This is a genomic window from Pseudomonas sp. P5_B3 (assembly GCF_056400405.1).
The window spans coordinates 1-20,548 of sequence record NZ_JBFULI010000006.1 but is presented as its reverse complement, the minus strand read 5'-3'; the positions used below and the strand labels follow the sequence as shown (position 1 = coordinate 20,548).

The window sequence follows — 20,548 nt, the reverse complement described above, 5'->3', positions numbered from 1 at the left end:
CAACATGACTATCAAAGTTGGCATAAATGGTTTTGGCCGGATCGGTCGCCTCGCTCTGCGAGCAGCCTGGAGCTGGCCAGAGTTTGAATTCGTGCAGATCAACGATCCGGCAGGGGACGCGGCGACTCATGCCCACCTGATCAACTTCGACTCGGTGCATGGCCGTTGGCACAACGAAGCCAGCGCCGAAGGCGATCATGTCGTGATTGGCGGCAAGCGCGTCAAAGTAACGGCCAACAAGGCGATTGCCGACACCGATTGGTCGGGCTGCGATCTGGTGATTGAAGCCAGCGGCAAGATGAAAACCGTCGCGGTGTTGCAGGCCTACCTGGACCAAGGCGTGAAGCGTGTGGTGGTCTGTGCACCGGTCAAGGAGCAGGGCGCCTTGAACGTGGTGATGGGCGTTAACCAGCACCTGTTCGACCCTGCGCAGCACCGCATTGTGACCGCCGCCTCCTGCACCACCAATTGCCTGGCCCCTGTCGTCAAAGTCATCCACGAAAAGCTGGGCATTCGCCACGGCTCGATCACCACCATCCACGACCTGACCAACACCCAGAGCATCCTCGATCAGCCGCACAAGGATCTGCGCCGTGCGCGTGCCTCCGGAATGAGCTTGATCCCAACCAGCACCGGCTCGGCCACCGCCATTGCCGAAATCTTCCCGGAGTTGCGCGGACGTCTGAATGGTCACGCGGTACGGGTGCCGCTGGCCAACGCTTCGCTGACTGACTGTGTCTTTGAAGTCGAGCGGGCCACCACTGTCGAAGAAGTGAATCAACTCCTCAAGGACGCTTCAGAGAATGAGTTGAAAGACATCCTCGGTTTCGAAGAGCGTCCATTGGTGTCCATCGACTACCGTACCGACCCGCGCTCATCGATCATCGATGCGCTGTCGACCATGGTCATCAACGGCACCCAGGTCAAACTCTATGCCTGGTACGACAACGAATGGGGCTATGCCAATCGCACCGTCGAACTGGCCAAAATGGTCGGTCTGGCGGTCTGAGGAGCGGTCATGAAAGCGTTGTCAGCCCTCGCTCCGCAAGTGCGGCAGTACCTGCTCGTGACGGGCAACTACTGGGCCTTCACTCTCACTGATGGCGCCTTGCGCATGTTGGTGGTGCTGCACTTTCACACGTTGGGCTACAGCCCACTGCAAATCGCGGCATTGTTTCTGTTCTACGAAGTCTTTGGCGTGATCACCAACCTGGTGGGTGGCTACCTCGGCGCCCGGCTGGGGCTGAACCGAACCATGAACATCGGGCTGGGCCTCCAGGTCGCGGCGTTACTGATGCTGACGGTTCCAGTGGCCTGGCTGACCATCCCTTGGGTGATGGGCGCGCAGGCGCTGTCGGGGGTTGCCAAAGACCTGAACAAGATGAGCGCCAAAAGCTCCATCAAGCTTCTGGTTCCGGATGGGCAGCAGGGCAAGCTCTACCAGTGGGTGGCGATCCTCACTGGCTCGAAGAACGCACTCAAGGGTGTCGGCTTCTTTCTTGGCGCAGTCTTGCTGGCATTGATCGGCTTCAAAGGCGCCTTACTGGCCATGGCCAGCGTACTGGCGCTGATCTGGATCGGCAGCTTGATCCTGTTGAGGAAGGACCTGGGCAAGGCCAAAGCCAAGCCAAAGTTCCGCGACATCCTGTCCAAGAGCCGGGCGATCAATATCCTTTCTGCGGCACGGATGTTCTTGTTCGGCGCCCGCGATGTCTGGTTCGTGGTGGCCTTGCCGGTGTACTTGAGCAGCGTGTTCGGCTGGGACTTCTGGAAGGTTGGCGGCTTCCTTGCGACCTGGGTGATTGGCTACGGCATCGTACAGTCCTTCGCGCCCCACATCACCGGCAAGAAGCGTGGACACGTACCGGATGGTCGTGCGGCATTTCTGTGGGCGCTGGCACTGGCCGGTCTGCCTGCTGCCATTGCTCTCGGGCTGAACACCGGGCTGTCGCAACAGGTGGTGCTGTTGGGTGGATTGATGGTTTTTGGTGCGTTGTTCGCGGTGAATTCGTCGCTCCACAGCTATCTGATCGTGTCCTACGCCAAGGAAGATGGTGTGTCACTGGATGTGGGTTTTTATTACATGTCGAACGCCATGGGACGGCTGATAGGTACGGTGCTTTCCGGCTGGATTTATCAGGTCTATGGATTGGGTGCGTGCTTGTGGATATCGAGCGCGTTCGTACTTCTCGCTGCCTTGATTTCCATAGGTCTGCCCAGGCATTCTGCGTCGCTGCTTGACGACGTAGTCTAGTGTTTTCCGAGGGCGGCTATTTAGCGGCCTTTGAGGGAGCCAGTGCCTTCGAGCGATCTGTTGGTTGCTCGAAGGCGCTCTTGCTACTTCAGGTTGCCGCTGAGGAATTGCTGCAGGCGCTCGCTTTTTGGATTGCCCAATACGTCCTCGGGCGCACCCTGCTCTTCGACCCGCCCCTGGTGCAGGAACAGCACCTGGTTCGACACTTTGCGCGCAAAGCTCATTTCGTGGGTCACCATGATCATGGTGCGGCCTTCTTCGGCCAGCCCCTGGATCACCTTGAGCACTTCGCCCACCAGTTCCGGGTCCAGGGCCGAAGTCGGCTCGTCGAACAGCATGATCTCCGGTTCCATGCTCAGGGCGCGGGCAATGGCGACCCGTTGCTGCTGACCACCCGAGAGGAACGCCGGGTATTGATCGGCCACCCGTGCCGGCAAACCGACCTTGTCCAGGTAGCGCCGGGCGCGATCCTCTGCGTCCTTCTTGCTGACGCCCAGCACCCGGCGTGGGGCCATGGTGATGTTGTCGAGCACGGTCATGTGGCTCCACAGGTTGAAGTGCTGGAACACCATGGCCAGGCGGGTGCGAATTCGCTGCAGTTCATTGGCGTCGGCCACGCGCATGCCGTGGCGGTCATGGACCATTTGAATCGGCTGGTTATCCAGGCTCATGGCGCCGTCATTGGGCGTTTCCAGGAAGTTGATGCAACGCAGAAAGGTGCTCTTGCCCGAACCACTGGCGCCAATCAGGCTGATCACATCGCCGGTCTTGGCGTTTAGCGAAACGCCCTTGAGGACTTCATGGTTGCCATAACTTTTGTGCAGGTTTTCAACGGTCAGTTTGTACATGAACAAGCATCCTGAATTAGTGAGCCGGGCCGAGGAAAGACAACCAGCGGCGTTCAGCCAGGCGGAACAGGCCGACCAGAGAGAAAGTGACTGCCAGGTAGATCAACGCGGCGATGCCGAACGACTGGAAGGTCAGGAAGGTCGCCGAGTTGGCGTCCCGCGCGACTTTCAGGATGTCCGGGATGGTCGCGGTGAAGGCCACGGTGGTCGAGTGCAGCATCAGGATCACTTCGTTGCTGTAGTACGGCAACGAGCGACGCAAGGCCGACGGCATGATCACGTAGGCGTAGAGCTTCCAGCCGGTCAGCCCGTAGGCCTTGGCCGCTTCGACTTCACCATGGGCCATGCTGCGGATTGCCCCGGCGAAAATCTCCGTGGTGTAGGCGCAGGTGTTCAGGGCGAAGGCCAGGATGGTGCAGTTCATCGCATCGCGAAAGAACGCATCCAGCACGGGCTGAGCACGCACCGCGGCCAGGCTGTAAATGCCGGTGTAACAGATCAGCAGCTGAATATAGAGTGGAGTACCCCGAAACAGATAGGTGTAGAACTGCACCGGCCAGCGCACCCAGACATTGCTCGAGACCCGGGCAATCGACAGCGGGATCGACATCACGAAGCCGAAGAAGATCGAGGCACTGAGCAGCCAGAGGGTCATGGCCAGCCCGGTGATGTGATTGCCGTCCTGGAACAGGAAAGGTTTCCAGTATTCCTGCAGTAGTTCGATCATCGCACGGCCTCCCGGGTGCCTGCGGCGTAGAAGATTTCCATCCGGCGCAAGACGTAGTTCGAAACGGTGGTTATCACCAGATAGATCAAGGCGGCCAGAATCAGGAAGAAGAACAGCTGATAGGAGCTCTTGCCCGCGTCCTGGGCCACCTTGACCAGATCGGCCAGGCCAATGATCGACACCAGCGCGGTGGCCTTGAGGATCACCATCCAGTTATTACCGATGCCCGGCAGGGCAAAACGCATCATTTGCGGGAACACCACCAGGCGAAAGCGCTGAGCGCGGGTCAGGCCGTAGGCGGTAGCCGCTTCCATCTGCCCTCGCGGTACGGCAAGGATGGCGCCACGGAAGGTTTCGGTGAAATAAGCCCCGTAGATGAAACCCAGGGTAATGACCCCGGCGCTAAAGGGGTTGATTTCGATGTATTCCCATTCCATGAAATCGGTAAACGAGGTCAGCCAGGTTTGCAGGCTGTAGAAGATCAACAGCATCAGCACCAGGTCCGGCACCCCGCGGATCAGCGTGGTGTAGGCCTGCGCGGGGACGCGCAACAGTGCCGATTTCGAAAGCTTGGCGCTGGCGCCGATCAGGCCCAGGCCAACGCTCACCAGCAAGCACAGAAAGGATAATTTGACAGTCATCCAGGAGCCTTGCAGCAACAGCGGGCCGAAGCCTTTAAGGCTGAAGCCTGACAGCCCCAGAATCATCAAGAGGTTTTCTAGCATTGGGCAGCCCTACATCGATCAAAAAAGTGCCCATCCGGAAATGGGCGCAGGGTCATTATTTGCCGCTGTATAGATTCAGATCGCCAAAGTGCTTCCGCTGGACGGCCGCATAGGTGCCATTGTCGTGCAGTGCCTGGATACCTTTGTTCAGCAAGGCCTGGAGCTCGGCGTTGCCTTTGGTGAGACCCACGGCGGTTTTGGCTGGCAGCAGGGGGCTTTCGACCGGCTCGCTGACCTGGAAGTCGGCGCCTGGTGGCGACTTCAGGAAGCCCAGTTCGGCTTGCAGCATGTCCTGGATCCCTGCATCGAGACGTCCGGAGATCAGGTCGGCGTACACCTGGTCCTGGTTGGCGTAGGCCTGGGTCTCTACCCCGGCCTTGTCCAGCACGGCCTTGGCGTAGGCTTCCTGGATGGTGCCTTGCTCGTAGCCGACTTTCTTGCCCTTGAGGGAGGCCGGATCGGTGCCGATGGCCACGCCTTTCTTGAATACCAGCGCGGTCGGGCCAGAGAACAGCTCGTTTGAGAAATCGATGACTTTCTCACGCGCTGGCGTGGCGGTCATGGAAGAGATCACGCCGTCGAACTTGTTGGCCTTGAGGCCGGGAATCATGCCGTCGAAGTCGCTTTCGACCCACTTGCACTTGACCTTCAGCTGCGCGCAGATCGCGTTACCCAGATCGATATCGAAGCCCACCAGGCTGCCGTCGGCGGCCTTGGATTCGAACGGCGCATAAGAGGGGTCGACGCCAAAGCGCAATTCCTTGTACTCCTTGGCCAGCGCAGAACCGGCAGCCACACACAAAGCCAATGCAGAAAGGGTGAGAAATGCTTTTTTCATTATTTTATTCCCTGGGACCATCGAAAGCGCTTGTGACGCAAGAGCACGGGTACTGCTGGCAATATGTCTTATGCACACGCAGATACTTGTACAGACAAGCATATGCAATCACCCGGCCAATTCGCGGATTTTGCATCTGAGAAAGCGCGTACAGCGCTCTGGGATGGGCTTTGCAGGCAAGTTTGCGCAGGGAGGGAGGCAGCCTGCGAGGCTGTTACCAAAGCAGGTTTTTACACACGAATGGGGTATGCGGTAACAAAGTGTGAGATTCAGGACGCCGGCTTTCCTGGCTCAATCCTTGATGTCCCGGCAGCATCGACGGCCAGAACGACGGAGTGTCATCGCAGGCATTGAGTGGTCATGTGTACGACGAGTTCGACCCGGGGAACATGAAGCTGTATGGGAGGAAATGTAAATCAGGCTGAGCAAAGCGCCGCAGACATGCGGATCTGAAAAAGAACTGTTGAGCATCCCTTCGGGATGCTCAAGCAATAAAAAGGCGGACACCATCGCAATGCTGTTCAGTCAAGCGAATGTGATCTTCTGTAGGAGCGAGCTCGCTCCTACAATTTCCTTAACTGAACAGCATTGGGACACAATCGCCCTTGATTTTGGAGTTCGGTAGGCGTGTTTGCCATTCGCTTAGTGCGCCAGTCAAAGCTGGCGGAGGATAGTCGATGAAAGTTCGATACTGGTAAGAAATGGCGAATCAACCAGGCCCCGAGTCATCCATGTTGCACTGTGAGGTACAGTTTTCATGAAACATGCTTGTTGTTCTCTGTTGGTCAGACCCTGCGGCCTCAGCCCTTTCGGCAATAGGGTCCGCTGGATCTCTGCCTGAGCAATCGAACGACTGCTTGCCAACTGCAAGCAGTCGCAAGCGTTGCGTTACTTCGAAGCCACCACTGCCGGCGGCTGCCAGCTACCGGCGCCAGCGGGAAGAATCGAAGGCTGCGTGGCCTTCGGCCAATAGAGGCGCATCACCAGATAGGCCGTGTCGTCAGGCGCCGGCAACCAGTTGGACTCCTTGGTCTTGCCTGGCGAATCCTTCTGGATGTACAGGGTCAGTGAACCATCCGCGTTCTTCTTCATGGCCGACAGCATCGGCGAATTGATCAGGTAGCGGTTGATCGGGTTCTTGATCAGCAGTTGGCTCTTGCCGTCGTACATGGTCACCGACCAGAAGGCATTGACGGGTGGCAGTTTGCCGGCGGGGAAGGTGAGCGTGTAGTTGTGCTTGCCGGTATTCAACGTCTGGCCGGTGCCGTCGGTACGCGTAATGGGGTACATCGCCTCGGCGGCGTCATTACCGTAGAGACCCGCCTTCGCGGCGCCAGCCCGCATCAGCCAGTCGCCTTTGTAGAACGCCTGGTCGCCGAAGAACGCGCCGACGCTCCAGCCGTTGATATTCTTCATTCCGCTCGAGAGAAACTTGTCGACCTTATCGTCGCCGGCCTTCATCCCGAGCAGGACCACGGCCTTGTGCTCGAGCGAGAGGTCTTTGAATTCGAAGCTGCGACCGGGGCCTACGCCGATGCTGGCCAGCTTCGCCCGGATCGCCTTGTTCTCAGCCGATGCTGGCACATACTCCAACGCGGCCGACAGGTACTCGAAGAAGTTGGCCTTGATGCCCTCAGTGGTGGCCGGCACGAAAGCAATCTTCGGCGCAGCGGACGGCGCGGGTTGATGGAGGAACGCGGACAGCGGCTGGACCTTGTAACCCGCTTGCAGCTTCTCGACATTTGGCATGTCGTCCGGATTGAACAGCTGGGTGCGGATCAGCGTCAGTGCGAAAGGGGTCGTGGAGCTGAACACCTTGTCGATGCCTGGAGGTGTCGCACCCTTCCAGTCGGGGCCTGCGATCAGATAGCTCCCGGGTGCGCTGGCCGTTGCCCGGCTGCCGATGTAACCGTAGTTATAGGTGTTGCCGTCGATCAGCTGAACCGAGTAGTAGCGCTTTTTGGAGACGGCCGGCACGGTGATCACCAGCGGCTCTGCGCGCAGGTCGGCCCAGAGAAAGGAGTACGGCGTGTCGCTGTTGGGTGTAATGATGGCTGTGTCAGCGGGGGTCGCGACCTTATGATCGTTGTGCAGTTGGTTGAAGGGGGCCTTGAACTGGCTGGACTTGGAGTCCACCGCGAATTCGTTCATCACGGCGTAGTTCATGACCAGCGGCAAGCCGTAGATAAAGCCTTCCTCGGCGATCGCCTTGGTTTGCTCGAGACTCGGCGCAGCCACGCCCTTGGCCACATCCGCCTTGTCTGCCTGCGCGATCGGGTCGTTCTTGCCCGCACACCCCGCGAAAAGCGTTGAACCTACGACGACGACCGCCGCAGCCATTGTCCAGCCCCTGTTAGACTTCCTGTTCATTTCCACCTCGTTGGTTTTGTGCAAGCTGGCGTTGTGAGTGTCCATGTGAAACGGTTCTGGAAGTGTCTACGTCAATGCCGATGTCGCCGAATTTCGACCAATCCTGCCAATTGACTGTGGCCAGAATAGACCATTGCGTATCCAGTTGCCGGTACAGGCTGAGGGTCGCCGTTTGCGGTACTTTCAGGTCGACTTTGGTGTTGAGGCTGTTGAGGCGGCTCACCAACGGAGCACTGCTCTTCACATCCAGGTGATCCTTGAAGTCGAGGACAACCTTCAGGTTGCTGCAATCACTAACGTCATCGCTCATTGTTCTTTTCGAAAACCGACCTGTGCATGTCGGTAGCAAGCAAGTGATCGTTTTCGGTCATTCCCTCCCAAAAACGCTACCTTATTGCCCACTGCCAATGAGTAGAGTGGTTGACCACATCTCCTTCGCTTTTAACCTTACCCCTTGCGACCATCGAGATAGAGACATTGGAGTGTCGTTTTTTGAACGCATGGAAGGATCCATTGAAGTTGGGTGTGAGTTTTGCAGGTAAATACAAATAGCTCGCCGGACGAGCAATAAAAAGAGCCTGCGCCTGAGGCCGTTTACCCGCTTTGTGTGAGGAAATACCGCGATGACGACGTTCAACTCCGGGGCCCAACCCCAGAACCGTGCGCCTCAATCCATCGGCTTTCTGCTGCTGGACAATTTCACGCTGATTTCCCTGGCGTCCGCAGTGGAACCCCTGCGCATGGCGAATCAGTTATCCGGCCGCGAGCTGTATCGCTGGACCACGCTCACCGTCGATGGCGGTCAAGTCTGGGCCAGTGACGGTCTGCAGATCACGCCTGACGCCGCCATGCACAAAGCGCCGCCGCTCGACATTGTGATTGTCTGTGGCGGGATCGGCATTCAACGCACGGTGACCCGCGCACACGTGTCGTGGCTGCAGAGTCAGGCACGTCAGTCCAAACGCTTGGGCGCGGTGTGCACCGGTAGCTGGGCGCTGGCCGGTGCCGGCTTGCTGGATGGATTCGATTGCAGTGTGCACTGGGAATGCCTGGCGGCGATGCAGGAAGCCTTTCCTCGGGTGACCATGAGCACCCGGCTGTTCACCCTCGACCGGAACCGCTTCACCAGCTCCGGCGGCACCGCGCCACTGGATATGATGCTGCACCTGATCAGCCGCGATCACGGGCGTGAACTGTCGGCGGCCATTTCGGAAATGTTCGTCTACGAGCGCATTCGCAACGAGCAGGATCACCAACGCGTGCCACTCAAGCACATGCTCGGCACCAACCAGCCGAAGTTGCAGGAAATCGTGGCGCTGATGGATGCCAACCTCGAAGAGCCGATCGACCTCGACGAACTGGCGGTGTATGTCGCGGTGTCCCGTCGTCAGCTGGAGCGGCTATTCCAGAAGTACCTGCACTGCTCGCCATCGCGTTACTACCTCAAGCTGCGCCTGATCCGCGCGCGGCAATTGCTCAAGCAAACGCCGATGTCGATCATCGAAGTGGCGTCGGTCTGTGGTTTCGTGTCCACGCCGCACTTCTCCAAGTGCTACCGCGAGTACTACGGTATTCCGCCACGCGACGAGCGTGTAAGTTCCAACACCACACAACAAGTCGCGATGACGCCGCTGCCACAGGCCCTGGTGCTGTCGCCGCTGTCCGGACCGTTGTCGGCGCTGAGCCAGGCGCGCAATGAGTCGACGTTTGCCAGTGTAAGGCTCTAGACCGAGGCGTTATTAAAAGATCGCAGCCAACGCTTAACTGACTGGAATTAGGGGAGTATCTGGTCGATTCCAGATACTCCCCATGGTTCTTAATGTTTTGAATTGCTCTCGATGAACTTCTCGTAAAACATCTGGAATTTTTCGATTTGCTGCTCGATGAACCAGGTCTTGACTGCTTCCACCATTGGCGGAGGGCCGCACAGGTAAATATCGAATGGATCAGCCTCAAACGCATTGCGGTCAAAGTGATCAGGAATCCATCCGGTTTTCCCTTTCCACTGCTCTGATGGCCTCGACACGATGAGGTGGTAGTCGAAATCCACGATACGTTCGCGATAGTCCGCCAGTCGTTGGGTTTCGCACAGGTCATTGTCCTGAGTGACACCATAGAACAGTTGGATCGGGTGCCCACAGCCACCTTTTTCCGCGATGTTATCCAGCATCCCGAGGAAAGCCGACAGGCCGGTACCTCCTGCGACCAGTACCAGAGGCTTGGTCACCTGGCGTAGATAAAAGCTACCCAAAGGGGCTTCGAACTCGATGGTTTGACCGGGTTGGCAATGCTCACGAATGAAGTTGCTCATCACGCCATCCGGCAGGAGGCGGATGAGAAATTGAAGCTGGTTAGTGGGATTGGGTCGGTTGGCAAAAGAATAGGAGCGCCACTCACTGGTTCCAGGTACATGCAGGCGCGCGTATTGTCCCGGAAGAAAATCCAATTGCTGCTGGCTGGAGCAAGCGTCCAGATGAAGGATCGCGGTCGTGGCTGAAACCTGCTCCACTCGGGTAATCACCGCTTGCAACAATTGAGTTGCCCCAGCGTTGCACAAGCTCGAATCGAAATCGAAATAGAACGACGCATCCGATTGCACTCGGGTTTGGCAAGAGAGCATCTTGCGTTGCGCCAGATCGTGTACGGACAAAGCCTCGTCATCGACATAATCTTGAGTGTATTGACCTGATTCGCAGCGCCCCTGACAGGTGCCGCAGACACCTTCGCGACAGTCCAGCGGGATGTTCACGCCATTGCGCAGCGCAGCGTCGAGCAACAACTCGTTTGGCTTGACCTCGAAGAACGAGGTCTTGCCGTCGGCGAAGCTGAAAGCGACTTTATGGTTCATGACAGCGTGCTCCGCAGGTCACAGGTGATAGAAATCAAGCACTGAGTTGATGGTGTCGTTGAGCAACACGATATGCTTGCGAGTGATCTTCCAGCTGTCTGCGACCGCTTTAAGGTGGTAGGTCACATGGCCGTAGAACTGCTCGGACAACCCCTGTCGGGTATACAGGGTGACCCAGGCTGCCTTGACTTCAAGCAAGCCGTTATCGAGCTCCTTGATTCGCACATTGCTGATCTGGTGCAGGGTGCGCGGCATCGGGTTTGACGCCGCCGATTTACCCGTGCGCAGACGAAACACCCGGTCTTCAAGACCAGAGCGGTTCGAGTAGTAAATCAGCGACATGCTGCGCTTGGGGTCGGTGGTGTACACATGCTCCGATTCCCATTGCGGCAGGTGGAATTCACTCTGCTCATCGAAGAGGGCGATGTAGGCGTCCCAATCCTGCTGATCGCACAGTTCGGCTTTGCGGTAGAGGAACTGCTCGATGGAATGTTGTAGTGCACTCATTTCACACCTCCTTCAACTTCAGGGCTTTTTGTTCCAGACCTTGCAGAAGGAAACGCTGCCAGGACCCATGCTGATTGATGTAGAGCCCCTCATGGGTGAACTCGGTGCCGGTCAGTACCGGGCTGATGCCCAGGACCTCGCTGTTGGGATTGGGGCCTTCGACCCATTTTTCACTGCCGCGGGACACTTCGTTCCAGCGCTCAAGGCGTGCCTGGAAGCCGCGCTGGGCTTCACGAAACTCCACCAGGTCGTCGGGGGTTCCCATGCCTGAAACGTTGAAGAAGTCTTCGAACTGGCGAATGCGGTTTTCCCGGTCCGCGTCGGACTCACCCTTGACGCCGATGCACTGGCTGGTGATTTCTGTCTTGTTCCAGGCTACCGGACGCACGATACGCAGTTGCGAGCTGATCTGATCCATGAAGAACAGGCTTGGGTAGATGTTGAGGTTGCGCAGACGGTGCATCATCCACTCAGCCTGCTGCTGGCCGTATTCCTCCACCAGGCGCGGCATGACGCTGGCATAACCGGCGCGCACAGTCGGGTTGGGCATATCGCTGAACAAGAGGCTGTGGCCATTCTTGAACGAGAACCAGCCATCGTCGGTTTCCGCATCACCGGCACCCAGTTTGCTGTAGTCCAGTGTGCTGGAGCCGCCGCCGTTGGCGGCATTGACTTGCTGGCGATGTTGCACCGTGGAGACGTAGTTGTAGTGCACGGTGCTGACGTGATAACCGTCCAGACCGTTTTCGTGCTGCAGTTTCCAATTGCCGTCGTAGCTGTAGGTCGACTTGCCGGGCAGTATTTCCAGCTCGCCGGTAGGAGACTGGGCGACCATCATGTCGAAGAACACCTTTGCATCGCCGAGGTAGTCTTGCAGCGAGTCGCTGCCGTTGACGTCCAGGCTGATGAAGACGAAGCCTTTGTAGCTCTCGATCCGTGCTTTCTTCAGGCCGCGGGTAGCCTTGTCGAAGCCTTCCGGGTATTCCCCCGGGGCCTTGACCTTGACCAGGCGGCCGTCACTTTTGTAACACCAGGCGTGGAACGGGCAGGTGAAGGTGGACTGGTTGCCTTTGCTGACGCGAGTCAGGGTCGCGCCCCGATGCTGACAAGCGTTGATCAGCGCGTGAAGCTGATTGTTGCCATCGCGGGTGATGATCATGGGCTGACGACCCGCACGCATCGTCAGGAAATCATTGGGGTTGGCGATTTCACTCTCGTGGCAGGCGTAGATCCAGTTCTTCTCGAAGATCAGTTCCATCTCCAGGTCGAACAGTTCCGGCTCTGTGAACATGTCACGGGCGATGCGGTAAATGCCTTCAGCCGGACGGAAATCCAGGCAGCCCTGAATGTATTCTTGCCACTGCGCAATGCTTCTCGAATTGTTCATCAGGTACACCCTTTTGTAGTTTTTAGGCTCACCCCGATTGAAAGCCTTTTTGTGTGGTGCATCTATCCGGATTCGAGGCGATATCTATCCGCTTCTGAGGGGGTACGGCTCACTCTTTATGGGACATGCATGGCGGTTTTCTTTTGTGCGTTTTCATGATGATTTTTGCATTATGCGGATAGTGATTCCGAGGCGTTGAAAGTACGGTTGTAGCCTGATCTGTCACTCTTGTGGTGCTGCGATGAATCTGCAAACTCATGCCGGGAACAATGCTGAGTTTCAAGACATCCATGCGGTGCTTTAAAGCGTTTTCGGTTGGAAGCGGTAAGGCAGGCGCTGCTGGAAGGTGGATGCAATGGCAATATTACTGCGGTGGCGATGCAGTGGGGATTCACCCACTTGGGCCGATTCTCATCCGACTACAAGAAGTTATTTTTGGAAGTGCCGTCAAAAACAGTTGAACGGAGTCGAAAACACTAGTCATAAAGTCGGCTCATGAGTGGTGCTTTGTGCATTGCGGCCTCGGGGGGAGATCCGCAGCCATCGTTCGAGTGGCCTCAGGCGGAGGTTCTTTTATCGCTCGTTCAAATGGATTGGCTCGTGATCGCGGCCCCGAGCCTTGGTATCCGGTCGTGATCCGCGTCCTACCAAAGGACAATGTCGTAGGTAAGGTAGATCCGGTTGCTATCACGCCCCCGGGAAAAATCCGAGCGGTAGACATAGTTGCGAAGGCGCACGCCCAGGCCGTTGAAAGAACCTCCTTGAACGACGTAAGCCAGCTCGGTATCACGCTCCCATTCCTTGACGGTGGTATCGGATTTACCGTCATTGCCACTCAGGTAGCGCGTGGAAAAGGTCAAACCAGGCACGCCTGCGGCCGCGAAGTTGTAGCCGTAATTAAGCATCCAGGTCTTCTCGTCTTCCTCAATGAATTTGCCAATGCCAGCGTTACTGAATGAATAGACGGTAGCACCACTGATGAAGGGTAAGCCTGCATCGCCGCTAAGAGTCTGATAGCCACCCCCCATCGTATGGCCCGCGATGGCATATGACAGTTGGCCACTGAGCATGTCGTTGTCGATTTTGCCGTCGAAGGCAGATCCAGTATCAGCGCTATGGAAGTAGCGCAAGTCACTGGTGAGCACTCCACCGGCCAAGGGCAAGTCGTGTTGGATGCCTGCGAAGTTCTGGCGATAAAAGTTATCGAGCTCGCCATAGAAATAGCTCAGACGGAGGTCCTTGCCCAATTTATATTCGGCACCGGCGTAGCTGAAATCTCCTGATTTATCCCCACTGAAACCGTCAGGTACGATCGGCATGCTGTCGGTAGAGTCCCGGAGTTTGAAACGGTCCAGGTATCCTCCGGTGACGGTAAGGTTTTCTATGTCGCTGCTGCTTATTTGGGTGCCTTGATAGGTCTGTGGCAACAATCTCGCATCGTTGTAAATCAGCACAGGGGTCTTGGGCAGCAAGGTGCCGTATTTGACGGTGGTCTTTGCAAGCCGTGCTTTTGCTGTAACACCGGCACTGGCAAACTCGTCGGCCGCCCGACCGTCATCATGAACCGGCAATAGTCCGGTACCGCTACGGCCACGGCCTGAGTCGAGCTTGACCCCAAACAGACCAAGGGCATCAATGCCAAACCCCATCGTCCCTTGTGTAAATCCTGACTGATAGTCCAGCAAGAATCCTTGAGCCCACTCAGTTCGCTCACTTTTTGCGGTTCTCGCTGCTCGTGCGCTCATGCCGTGCTCGTCACGAAAGTTTTCATTGAAATACACATTTCGTAGTTGCAGTTTAAGTTTGCTGTCATCGATAAAGCCTTCGGCGCTGGCACCGGCCATTGGCAACAAACCTAAAACGCAAAACAAAGCCTGACGGGAATGCAAAAAACTCATGGCAAATTACTCATTGTTGTTATTTAGAGTGCAGGACAGCGCGCGCCTCGCTAGTGAGGCTCGTTGGAAGACGGCATAAGATTTGGGTGAATCAGGTGAACAGGCTGATTGCCCCGGTTAACAAGGCCAGTGCAGTAACCACCAGGGAGGTGAGCACCGCCCATTTGACGGTGGCTTTCTGGAAGTCGCCAATATCGCGGTCGACCATTCCCACCAGCAACAGAGTAGAAGCGACCAGTGGGCTCATCAGGTGTACAGGCTGTCCGAGAATAGACGCCCGGGCGATCTCCACGGGATCAATGCCATAAGCTGCGGCCGCATTGGCCAGGATCGGCAATACGCCAAAATAGTAGGCGTCGTTAGACAGCACGAAAGTCAGCGGCATGCTGGTGATCGCAACGACCAGTGGGAACAGGTGCCCCCAGGACGGCGGAATCCAGTCGACGAGGGTTTGGGCCAAGGCGTCGACCATTTTTGTACCAGAAAAAATCCCGGCAAAAATCCCGGCTGCGAACACCAGTAACACGACGGTTATGGCGTTGCCCGAATGGGCAAGGATGCGTTCTTTCTGAATGTCCAATTGTGGATAGTTGATCATCAGCGCCAGAACGAAGCCGATCAGGAACAGAATCGCGGAGTGCATCAGCCCCATCACGAGAGCCGCCATCACTGCAGCTACGAGTAGCAGGTTGATGTACGCAAGCTTGGGACGCTTGTGCGGTGTGTCCTCAAGAATCGCCTCGATGTAGCAATCGCCGCCACCACTTTGCAGCTGAACATTGCCGATACGCTTACGCTCGGCACGGCCCAGCAAAAACGCGGTAAAGACTACCCACATCGCACCACCAATCATGGTCGGTAGCAAGGGCACGAAGTATTTACCCGCATCGAGGCCCAATGCCGCGATCGCGCGAGTCGCGGGGCCGCCCCATGGCGTCATGCCACTCATAATGCTAAGAGACAACATAGCGATGGTCGCTAATATCATCGGGTTCATGCCAATACGCTTGTACAGCGGCAGCACTGCCGCGCAAGTAATCATGTAAGTGGTTGTGCCGTCACCGTCCAAAGCTACAAGCAAGGAGAGGAGGGCAGTGCCAACAGCGATCTTCATTGGGTCACCATTGACTCGCTTCAAAATTTTGCGAATCAGTGGGTCGAACAAACCGGCGTCGATCATCAAACCAAAGAACAGGATTGCGAATAAAAGGAGTGCGGCTGAAGGGGCGACCATTTTCAGGCCGTCGAGCATCATCTTGCCGGTGGTACCGCCAAAGCCACCGATGATGGCGAATACGATGGGTACAACAGTCAGTGCGACAATGGGCGACAGACGCTTAGTCATTATGAGGACGGTGAATACGACCACCATGGCTAAGCCAAGGAAAGCGAGCATAGAACGATTCTCTTGTTGTTATCGTTAGAGTGGCTGACGCCGAGGCATACGCACCCCAACCCGCTAAGCGACACGATCAACGGTGCCTGGCGGGTGGGTTTTGAGTAAAGTCAGGAGTAGGGACTATCCGATCTTGGCGTTCTTGGCGACTTTCAGGTCTTCCCAGGATTCTTTCTTGGCCAGCTCCTCAGCCGGAACAGGTTTTCCGTCCAGGGTCTGGATCAGCGTTTCCCGGTTGCAAGCATTTTCCGAGATAGAGATCACGACAGTTGCCACAGCATTGCTGGCCAGGCTGGTCAGTGCACGTGCCTCAGACATGAATCGATCGATGCCAATCAGCAAGGCCAAGCCGGCCAACGGAATGTCGTGCATCACGGTCAGCGTAGATGCCAGTGCGACAAAACCGCTGCCGGTAACCCCAGCGGCTCCTTTTGAGGACAAGAGCATGATCGCCAACATGGTGATGGTCTGGGTGAGGGTGAGGTCGATGTTGCAGGCTTGGGCAATAAAAATGGCGGCCAGCGACAGATAGATGGCAGTGCCATCCAGGTTGAACGAATAACCAGTCGGCAGCACCAGACCCACCACGCCTTTTTTGCAACCCAAGGCTTCGAGTTTCTCCAGCATGCGTGGCATCACAGGTTCGGTGGAAGAAGTCCCCAGCACCACCAGAAACTCCTCACGGAAGTATCGCAACAGCTTCCAGAGACTGAAGCCATTAGCGCGACAAATGCTTCCCAGCACCACGAAAACAAAGAAACCGCAGGCGATGTACAAAGTCATGATCAATTTCGCCAGCGAACCAAGCGAAGTGATGCCGTACTGCCCTACCGTGAACGCCAACGCGCCGAAAGCGCCGATGGGTGCAAAACGCATCAGGTAAGAGAAAATTTTGAAGACCATGTGCGACGCTGCTTCAAGAACGTCAAGCACCGGCTTGCCACGCTCGCCAAGCGAGGACAGGGCAAAGCCAGACAACACCGCAATGAACAGCACCGGCAGTACTTCACCTTTGCTGAATGCACCGATAAAGGTATCGGGGATGATGTGCATGAAAAACTCGACCACCCCCAGCTGCGCAGCCGACTCGGTGTATTGAGCCAGTCCGCTAGTGCTCAACTGACTCGGATCAATGTTCATGCCGGCGCCAGGCTTGAACACATAGACCGCGACCAGGCCGATGATCAGGCTGATCACCGTCAACCCAAGAAACAGCAACATGGTCTTGCTGAGCAAGCGACCGAGTGAACGCTTGTCACTCATCCCGGCAATACCGGTGACGATGGTGCAGAACACGACAGGTGCAATCATCATCTTGATCAGCTTGATGAAGGCATCACCGAGCGGTTTGAGAGCGATAGCTTGCTGAGCCCAGAAATGCCCGACGATTACGCCCAGCAGGACAGCGCAGAGAATCTGGAAATAGAGCGATTTAACAACTTTCATGGCATCACCCATTTTTAGAATTGTGCTGATGCAAAAATGCCAACGACTACCGGGTCTATCCGGCAAGTCGCGCAGAGGCGGTGGCGTAAACGTAACCGGCGAATAGCCTGCGTGCCGTGCGTACGACTGAGGCGCGAATGGTCTCACCCTTGGCACCGGTGTAGGACAACACGACGTCAATTGCGCCGCTTGGATGCTCGATTCGAACATTTTCCAGACGAGGGGTACTGATTCCACCCAGCATCTGCGCGACTACGCTGCCTTCAGTGACGCAAGCGGTGGCCAGGCCGATGGAGCCAGTAATGGCAAGGGCACGGTGGCAGTTGTGTGGCATGAAGTAGCGAACCTGGATCGTGCCACCGGCTTTAGCCGGTGATACCAATACGGGTTTGGGAATTACCTTGTCGCTGACATCACCTAGACCCATTGCGAGGCCTGCTTGAAGTCGCAACGACTCGAGGCGCCGCAAAAATTCCTTGTCGGCGTCCAGTTCGGCCGGGCTTTCATCTCCACGTTTGCCCAACTGGCCAGCTTCGACAAGAAGCATTGGCATTGCCATGTCGATGCAGGTCACAGGAACGTTATCGATCACATCCTGTGTGTTTCCTGTAGGGAAGAGTTTGCCAGTCTTGCTGCCGGCTGCATCGAGGAAGGTCAGTTGCACCGGAGCAGCGGTACCCGGCACGCCGTCGATTGCAGTCTCTCCCTCGTAACTGACTTTGCCATCCGGGGTCTGCACCTCGGAATTCACAAATGTCCCTGTGTTCAAATTGCGAATGCGCACACGAGTACGCTCGCGGGACGCCTTGACCAAGCCCTGTTCAATAGCAAACGGGCCAACGGCACAAAGCATGTTGCCGCAGTTGGGTGCGGTATCTACCCGACGTTGTGAAACCATCACTTGTACGAACAGATAGTCGACATCCGCGTCTGGGTGCAACGAAGGGCTGACGATAGCTACTTTGCTGGTTTGCGGGCTGCCGCCGCCGATGCCATCGATTTCCAGCTCATGACCTGAGCCCATCAGGTTGAGCAGCAGCTCGTCACGGGCTTCGATGGATGCAGGTAAATCCCAAGCGAGAAATACCGGGCCTTTGGAGGTACCGCCGCGCATTAGCACACAGGGAATTCTTTGCATGACACAGACTCTTGTTGATCAATCGGGGTAATTGATGTTCTGAAGGCAAGAGTGTCAGGCTTTAAAAAATGTTTCCAATGCAAATATCGTCGCTATTATTGCGTTTGACGAATTATTAAATTGAGATAGATTGCTATCCATCCTCGTTGCTGGCGTGACAAAAAATGGACTATGAGCTTAATGACATACGATCTTTCGTGAAGATTGCCGAACTGGGCAGTTTTCACGAAGCGGCTGATGCCCTGCATCTGTCTCAGCCAGCCTTGAGCCGGCGAATCAAAAAGCTGGAAGAAGGGTTGGGAACCGCATTGCTCGATCGCACAACGCGCAAGGTCAGCCTGACCAGCGTAGGTAGAGATTTTCTGCCTAAGGCACGGCGATTACTGGACGATTTCGATGAGTCGATTCTCAATATCCGCGAGCTCGCGGAACGTCAAATTGGCAGGGTGACCCTGGCGTGTATTCCGACTGCCGCATTCTACTTTCTGCCTTCGGTGATCCGCCTGTACAACGAGCGCTATCCTAAAATTCGAATCCGACTGCTGGACCTTAGTGCGAATGAAGGCCTTGAGGCGGTCCTGCGGGGCGAAGCCGATTTCGGCATCAATATGATGAGCGGCCAGCACCCGGATATCGAGTTCGTGCCATTAGTGAATGAACCTTTTGTGTTGGCCTGCAGGCGTGATCATGAGTTGGCTGAACGTAGCTCGGTGACTTGGTCTGAGCTCAGCGATTATCGTCTTATCGGCGTTGGTCGCCTGAGCGGAAACCGTATGCTGCTGGATCACGCTTTATCAGGCTTGAGCTGGCGCCCACAGTGGTTCTACGAGGTACAGCACTTGTCTACTTCTCTGGGCCTGGTAGAGGCTGGGCTCGGCGTATCGGCGATGCCAAGTCTGGCAATGCCTGCCGGGGATCACCCAACGCTGGTAAGCGTCCCTTTGATAGAGCCTGTGGTGAATCGATCGTTGGGGTTGGTTTACCGTCGGGGGGCATCACTATCCCCCGCAGCGGAGAAATTCGTTTCAATACTGCTCGAACAATGGCCGCAATAAGGGAGCGGCGATTTTTATAGTAAGCGTCGTCGAGCAGACTTCACTGGTGAGTGGGTGGGCTTCACCCTCCCATTAACCCCGTCCTGTCAATGGCCGGGGTTTTTTGGGAGGGGCTGGGCAGGTTTTACTCGACGGCCTTGACCATGTCTTCGATGACTTTCTTCGCGTCGCCGAACACCATCATGGTCTTGTCCAGGTAGAACAGTTCGTTGTCCAGACCGGCATAGCCGCTGGCCATCGAGCGCTTGTTGACGATGATGGTCTTGGCCTTGAACGCCTCGAGGATCGGCATGCCGGCAATCGGCGATTTCGGATCGTTCTTCGCCGCCGGGTTGACCACGTCGTTGGCSCCCAGCACCAGCACCACGTCGGCCTGGCCGAACTCGGAGTTGATGTCGTCCATCTCGAACACCTGGTCGTAAGGYACTTCGGCCTCGGCCAGCAACACGTTCATGTGCCCCGGCATGCGACCGGCCACCGGGTGGATCGCGTACTTCACGGTCACGCCGCGATGGGTCAGCTTCTCGGTCAGTTCCTTCAGTGCATGCTGSGCCCGCGCGACCGCCAGGCCGTAGCCCGGCACGATGATCACGGTGTCGGCGTTGGTCAGCAGGAAGGTCGCGTCGTCGGCCGAACCGGATTTCACCGGCCGGGCTTCTTTCGAGCCCGCCGGGCCGGCCGCCTCCGCCGTGTTGCCGAAACCACCGAGCAGGACGTTGAAGAACGAACGGTTCATCGCCTTGCACATGATGTACGAGAGGATCGCACCGCTTGAGCCCACCAGCGAACCGGCGATGATCAGCATCGAGTTGTTCAGCGAGAAGCCGATGCCCGCCGCCGCCCAGCCGGAGTAGCTGTTGAGCATCGACACGACCACGGGCATGTCGGCGCCACCAATCGGGATGATGATCAGCACGCCGAGCACGAAGGCCAGGGCCAGCATCACGGCGAAAGCGGTGTAGTCACCGGTGAGCATGAAGGTCACGCCCAGGCCCAGTGTGGCCAGACCCAGCAGCAGGTTCAGCTTGTGCTGGCCGCTGAACTGGACCGGTGCACCCTGGAACAGGCGGAACTTGTACTTGCCGGCCAGCTTGCCGAAGGCAATGACCGA

At 56.7% G+C, this 20,548-nt stretch carries 18 protein-coding genes and 1 pseudogene; 5 read left to right on the top strand and 14 right to left on the bottom strand.

The features are described 5' to 3' along the window. The first annotated feature begins 4 nt into the window (after nt 1-4). Complete coding sequence (locus tag AC1DRN_RS05635) at nt 5-1,009, top strand: ArsJ-associated glyceraldehyde-3-phosphate dehydrogenase (protein WP_223457313.1); 1,005 nt, start codon at nt 5-7, stop codon at nt 1,007-1,009. Between the two features lie 9 nt (nt 1,010-1,018). Continuing rightward, nucleotides 1,019-2,254: an organoarsenical effux MFS transporter ArsJ gene (gene arsJ, locus AC1DRN_RS05630; protein ID WP_223457315.1), complete on the top strand. Its 1,236-nt coding sequence runs from the start codon at nt 1,019-1,021 to the stop codon at nt 2,252-2,254. Nucleotides 2,255-2,337: 83 nt separating this feature from the next. Here arsJ and AC1DRN_RS05625 read toward each other — a convergent pair whose 3' ends face one another. The 6 genes from AC1DRN_RS05625 to AC1DRN_RS05600 all read right to left on the bottom strand — a co-directional run bounded on the left by AC1DRN_RS05625 (nt 2,338) and on the right by AC1DRN_RS05600 (nt 8,072). Continuing rightward, nucleotides 2,338-3,102, bottom strand: a complete 765-nt coding sequence (locus AC1DRN_RS05625) for an ABC transporter ATP-binding protein (RefSeq protein ID WP_223457317.1) — start codon at nt 3,100-3,102, stop codon at nt 2,338-2,340. A 16-nt stretch (nt 3,103-3,118) separates the two neighbouring features. Continuing rightward, nucleotides 3,119-3,829 carry an ABC transporter permease gene (locus tag AC1DRN_RS05620; protein WP_218429054.1) on the bottom strand — a complete coding sequence of 237 codons (711 nt, stop codon included), beginning with the start codon at nt 3,827-3,829 and terminating at the stop codon, nt 3,119-3,121. Then, the gene (locus AC1DRN_RS05615; RefSeq protein WP_108217648.1) at nt 3,826-4,554 is read right to left on the bottom strand and encodes an ABC transporter permease; all 729 of its coding nucleotides are present in this window, start codon (nt 4,552-4,554) and stop codon (nt 3,826-3,828) included. Before AC1DRN_RS05615 ends, AC1DRN_RS05620 begins: the two co-directional genes overlap by 4 nt. Nucleotides 4,555-4,609: 55 nt before the next feature. Next, on the bottom strand, nt 4,610-5,392 hold the full coding sequence (locus tag AC1DRN_RS05610; protein ID WP_223457319.1) for a transporter substrate-binding domain-containing protein: 783 nt from the start codon (nt 5,390-5,392) through the stop codon (nt 4,610-4,612). An 888-nt stretch (nt 5,393-6,280) separates the two neighbouring features. Then, nucleotides 6,281-7,732, bottom strand: coding sequence for a DUF1254 domain-containing protein (locus AC1DRN_RS05605; protein WP_223457354.1), 1,452 nt, complete (start codon nt 7,730-7,732; stop codon nt 6,281-6,283). Nucleotides 7,733-7,745: 13 nt separating this feature from the next. Continuing rightward, nucleotides 7,746-8,072, bottom strand: coding sequence for an outer membrane protein transport protein (locus AC1DRN_RS05600; RefSeq protein ID WP_223457321.1), 327 nt, complete (start codon nt 8,070-8,072; stop codon nt 7,746-7,748). Between the two features lie 313 nt (nt 8,073-8,385). Here AC1DRN_RS05600 and gbdR point away from each other — a divergent pair, with 313 nt between their 5' ends. Next, on the top strand, nt 8,386-9,489 hold the full coding sequence (gbdR, locus tag AC1DRN_RS05595; protein ID WP_223457324.1) for a choline metabolism transcriptional regulator GbdR: 1,104 nt from the start codon (nt 8,386-8,388) through the stop codon (nt 9,487-9,489). Nucleotides 9,490-9,578: 89 nt separating this feature from the next. On the opposite strand, the gene antC is transcribed toward gbdR, so the two are convergent. From antC to antA, 3 genes are read right to left on the bottom strand one after another with little or no spacing between them, the layout of a single operon-like run. After that, entirely contained in the window at nt 9,579-10,610 is a 1,032-nt protein-coding gene (gene antC / locus AC1DRN_RS05590; protein ID WP_223457326.1) for an anthranilate 1,2-dioxygenase electron transfer component AntC, read from the bottom strand. 18 nt (nt 10,611-10,628) lie between these two features. After that, nucleotides 10,629-11,117, bottom strand: coding sequence for an anthranilate 1,2-dioxygenase small subunit (gene antB / locus AC1DRN_RS05585; protein ID WP_223457328.1), 489 nt, complete (start codon nt 11,115-11,117; stop codon nt 10,629-10,631). 1 nt (nt 11,118) lies between these two features. Then, a complete protein-coding gene (gene antA, locus AC1DRN_RS05580) occupies nt 11,119-12,504 on the bottom strand; it encodes an anthranilate 1,2-dioxygenase large subunit (protein ID WP_223457329.1) in 1,386 nt (461 codons plus the stop codon). A 309-nt stretch (nt 12,505-12,813) separates the two neighbouring features. Between antA and AC1DRN_RS05575 the strand changes: the two are divergent. Continuing rightward, nucleotides 12,814-12,984 (top strand): annotated as a pseudogene (locus tag AC1DRN_RS05575) (helix-turn-helix domain-containing protein); the annotation flags it as partial. A 164-nt stretch (nt 12,985-13,148) separates the two neighbouring features. Here AC1DRN_RS05575 and AC1DRN_RS05570 read toward each other — a convergent pair. The 4 genes from AC1DRN_RS05570 to AC1DRN_RS05555 form a co-directional block, all read right to left on the bottom strand. After that, nucleotides 13,149-14,402, bottom strand: coding sequence for an OprD family porin (locus AC1DRN_RS05570; protein ID WP_223457330.1), 1,254 nt, complete (start codon nt 14,400-14,402; stop codon nt 13,149-13,151). Nucleotides 14,403-14,493: 91 nt separating this feature from the next. After that, on the bottom strand, nt 14,494-15,798 hold the full coding sequence (locus AC1DRN_RS05565; RefSeq protein WP_223457331.1) for a CitMHS family transporter: 1,305 nt from the start codon (nt 15,796-15,798) through the stop codon (nt 14,494-14,496). Nucleotides 15,799-15,921: 123 nt separating this feature from the next. Beyond that, nucleotides 15,922-17,256: a dicarboxylate/amino acid:cation symporter gene (locus AC1DRN_RS05560; protein WP_223457332.1), complete on the bottom strand. Its 1,335-nt coding sequence runs from the start codon at nt 17,254-17,256 to the stop codon at nt 15,922-15,924. Between the two features lie 43 nt (nt 17,257-17,299). After that, nucleotides 17,300-18,382, bottom strand: a complete 1,083-nt coding sequence (locus tag AC1DRN_RS05555) for a 4-oxalomesaconate tautomerase (protein WP_223457333.1) — start codon at nt 18,380-18,382, stop codon at nt 17,300-17,302. 164 nt (nt 18,383-18,546) lie between these two features. On the opposite strand from AC1DRN_RS05555, the gene AC1DRN_RS05550 reads away from it, so the two are divergent. Beyond that, a complete protein-coding gene (locus AC1DRN_RS05550) occupies nt 18,547-19,437 on the top strand; it encodes a LysR family transcriptional regulator (protein WP_223457334.1) in 891 nt (296 codons plus the stop codon). Between the two features lie 124 nt (nt 19,438-19,561). Here AC1DRN_RS05550 and AC1DRN_RS05545 read toward each other — a convergent pair. Then, on the bottom strand, nt 19,562-20,548 hold a 987-nt coding region (locus AC1DRN_RS05545; RefSeq protein WP_458238552.1), incomplete at its 5' end, for an NAD(P)(+) transhydrogenase (Re/Si-specific) subunit beta.

Coding starts and splice junctions, on each gene's coding strand:
- AC1DRN_RS05560 (WP_223457332.1), bottom strand. CDS start 17,256: ATGGGTGATGCCATGAAAGTTGTTAAATCGCTCTATTTCCAGATTCTC.
- AC1DRN_RS05600 (WP_223457321.1), bottom strand. CDS start 8,072: ATGAGCGATGACGTTAGTGATTGCAGCAACCTGAAGGTTGTCCTCGAC.
- AC1DRN_RS05635 (WP_223457313.1), top strand. CDS start 5: ATGACTATCAAAGTTGGCATAAATGGTTTTGGCCGGATCGGTCGCCTC.
- AC1DRN_RS05605 (WP_223457354.1), bottom strand. CDS start 7,732: ATGGCTGCGGCGGTCGTCGTCGTAGGTTCAACGCTTTTCGCGGGGTGT.
- AC1DRN_RS05620 (WP_218429054.1), bottom strand. CDS start 3,829: ATGATCGAACTACTGCAGGAATACTGGAAACCTTTCCTGTTCCAGGAC.
- AC1DRN_RS05555 (WP_223457333.1), bottom strand. CDS start 18,382: ATGCAAAGAATTCCCTGTGTGCTAATGCGCGGCGGTACCTCCAAAGGC.
- AC1DRN_RS05570 (WP_223457330.1), bottom strand. CDS start 14,402: ATGAGTTTTTTGCATTCCCGTCAGGCTTTGTTTTGCGTTTTAGGTTTG.
- AC1DRN_RS05625 (WP_223457317.1), bottom strand. CDS start 3,102: ATGTACAAACTGACCGTTGAAAACCTGCACAAAAGTTATGGCAACCAT.
- AC1DRN_RS05565 (WP_223457331.1), bottom strand. CDS start 15,798: ATGCTCGCTTTCCTTGGCTTAGCCATGGTGGTCGTATTCACCGTCCTC.
- antA (WP_223457329.1), bottom strand. CDS start 12,504: ATGAACAATTCGAGAAGCATTGCGCAGTGGCAAGAATACATTCAGGGC.
- antC (WP_223457326.1), bottom strand. CDS start 10,610: ATGAACCATAAAGTCGCTTTCAGCTTCGCCGACGGCAAGACCTCGTTC.
- AC1DRN_RS05615 (WP_108217648.1), bottom strand. CDS start 4,554: ATGCTAGAAAACCTCTTGATGATTCTGGGGCTGTCAGGCTTCAGCCTT.
- gbdR (WP_223457324.1), top strand. CDS start 8,386: ATGACGACGTTCAACTCCGGGGCCCAACCCCAGAACCGTGCGCCTCAA.
- antB (WP_223457328.1), bottom strand. CDS start 11,117: ATGAGTGCACTACAACATTCCATCGAGCAGTTCCTCTACCGCAAAGCC.
- AC1DRN_RS05610 (WP_223457319.1), bottom strand. CDS start 5,392: ATGAAAAAAGCATTTCTCACCCTTTCTGCATTGGCTTTGTGTGTGGCT.
- arsJ (WP_223457315.1), top strand. CDS start 1,019: ATGAAAGCGTTGTCAGCCCTCGCTCCGCAAGTGCGGCAGTACCTGCTC.
- AC1DRN_RS05550 (WP_223457334.1), top strand. CDS start 18,547: ATGGACTATGAGCTTAATGACATACGATCTTTCGTGAAGATTGCCGAA.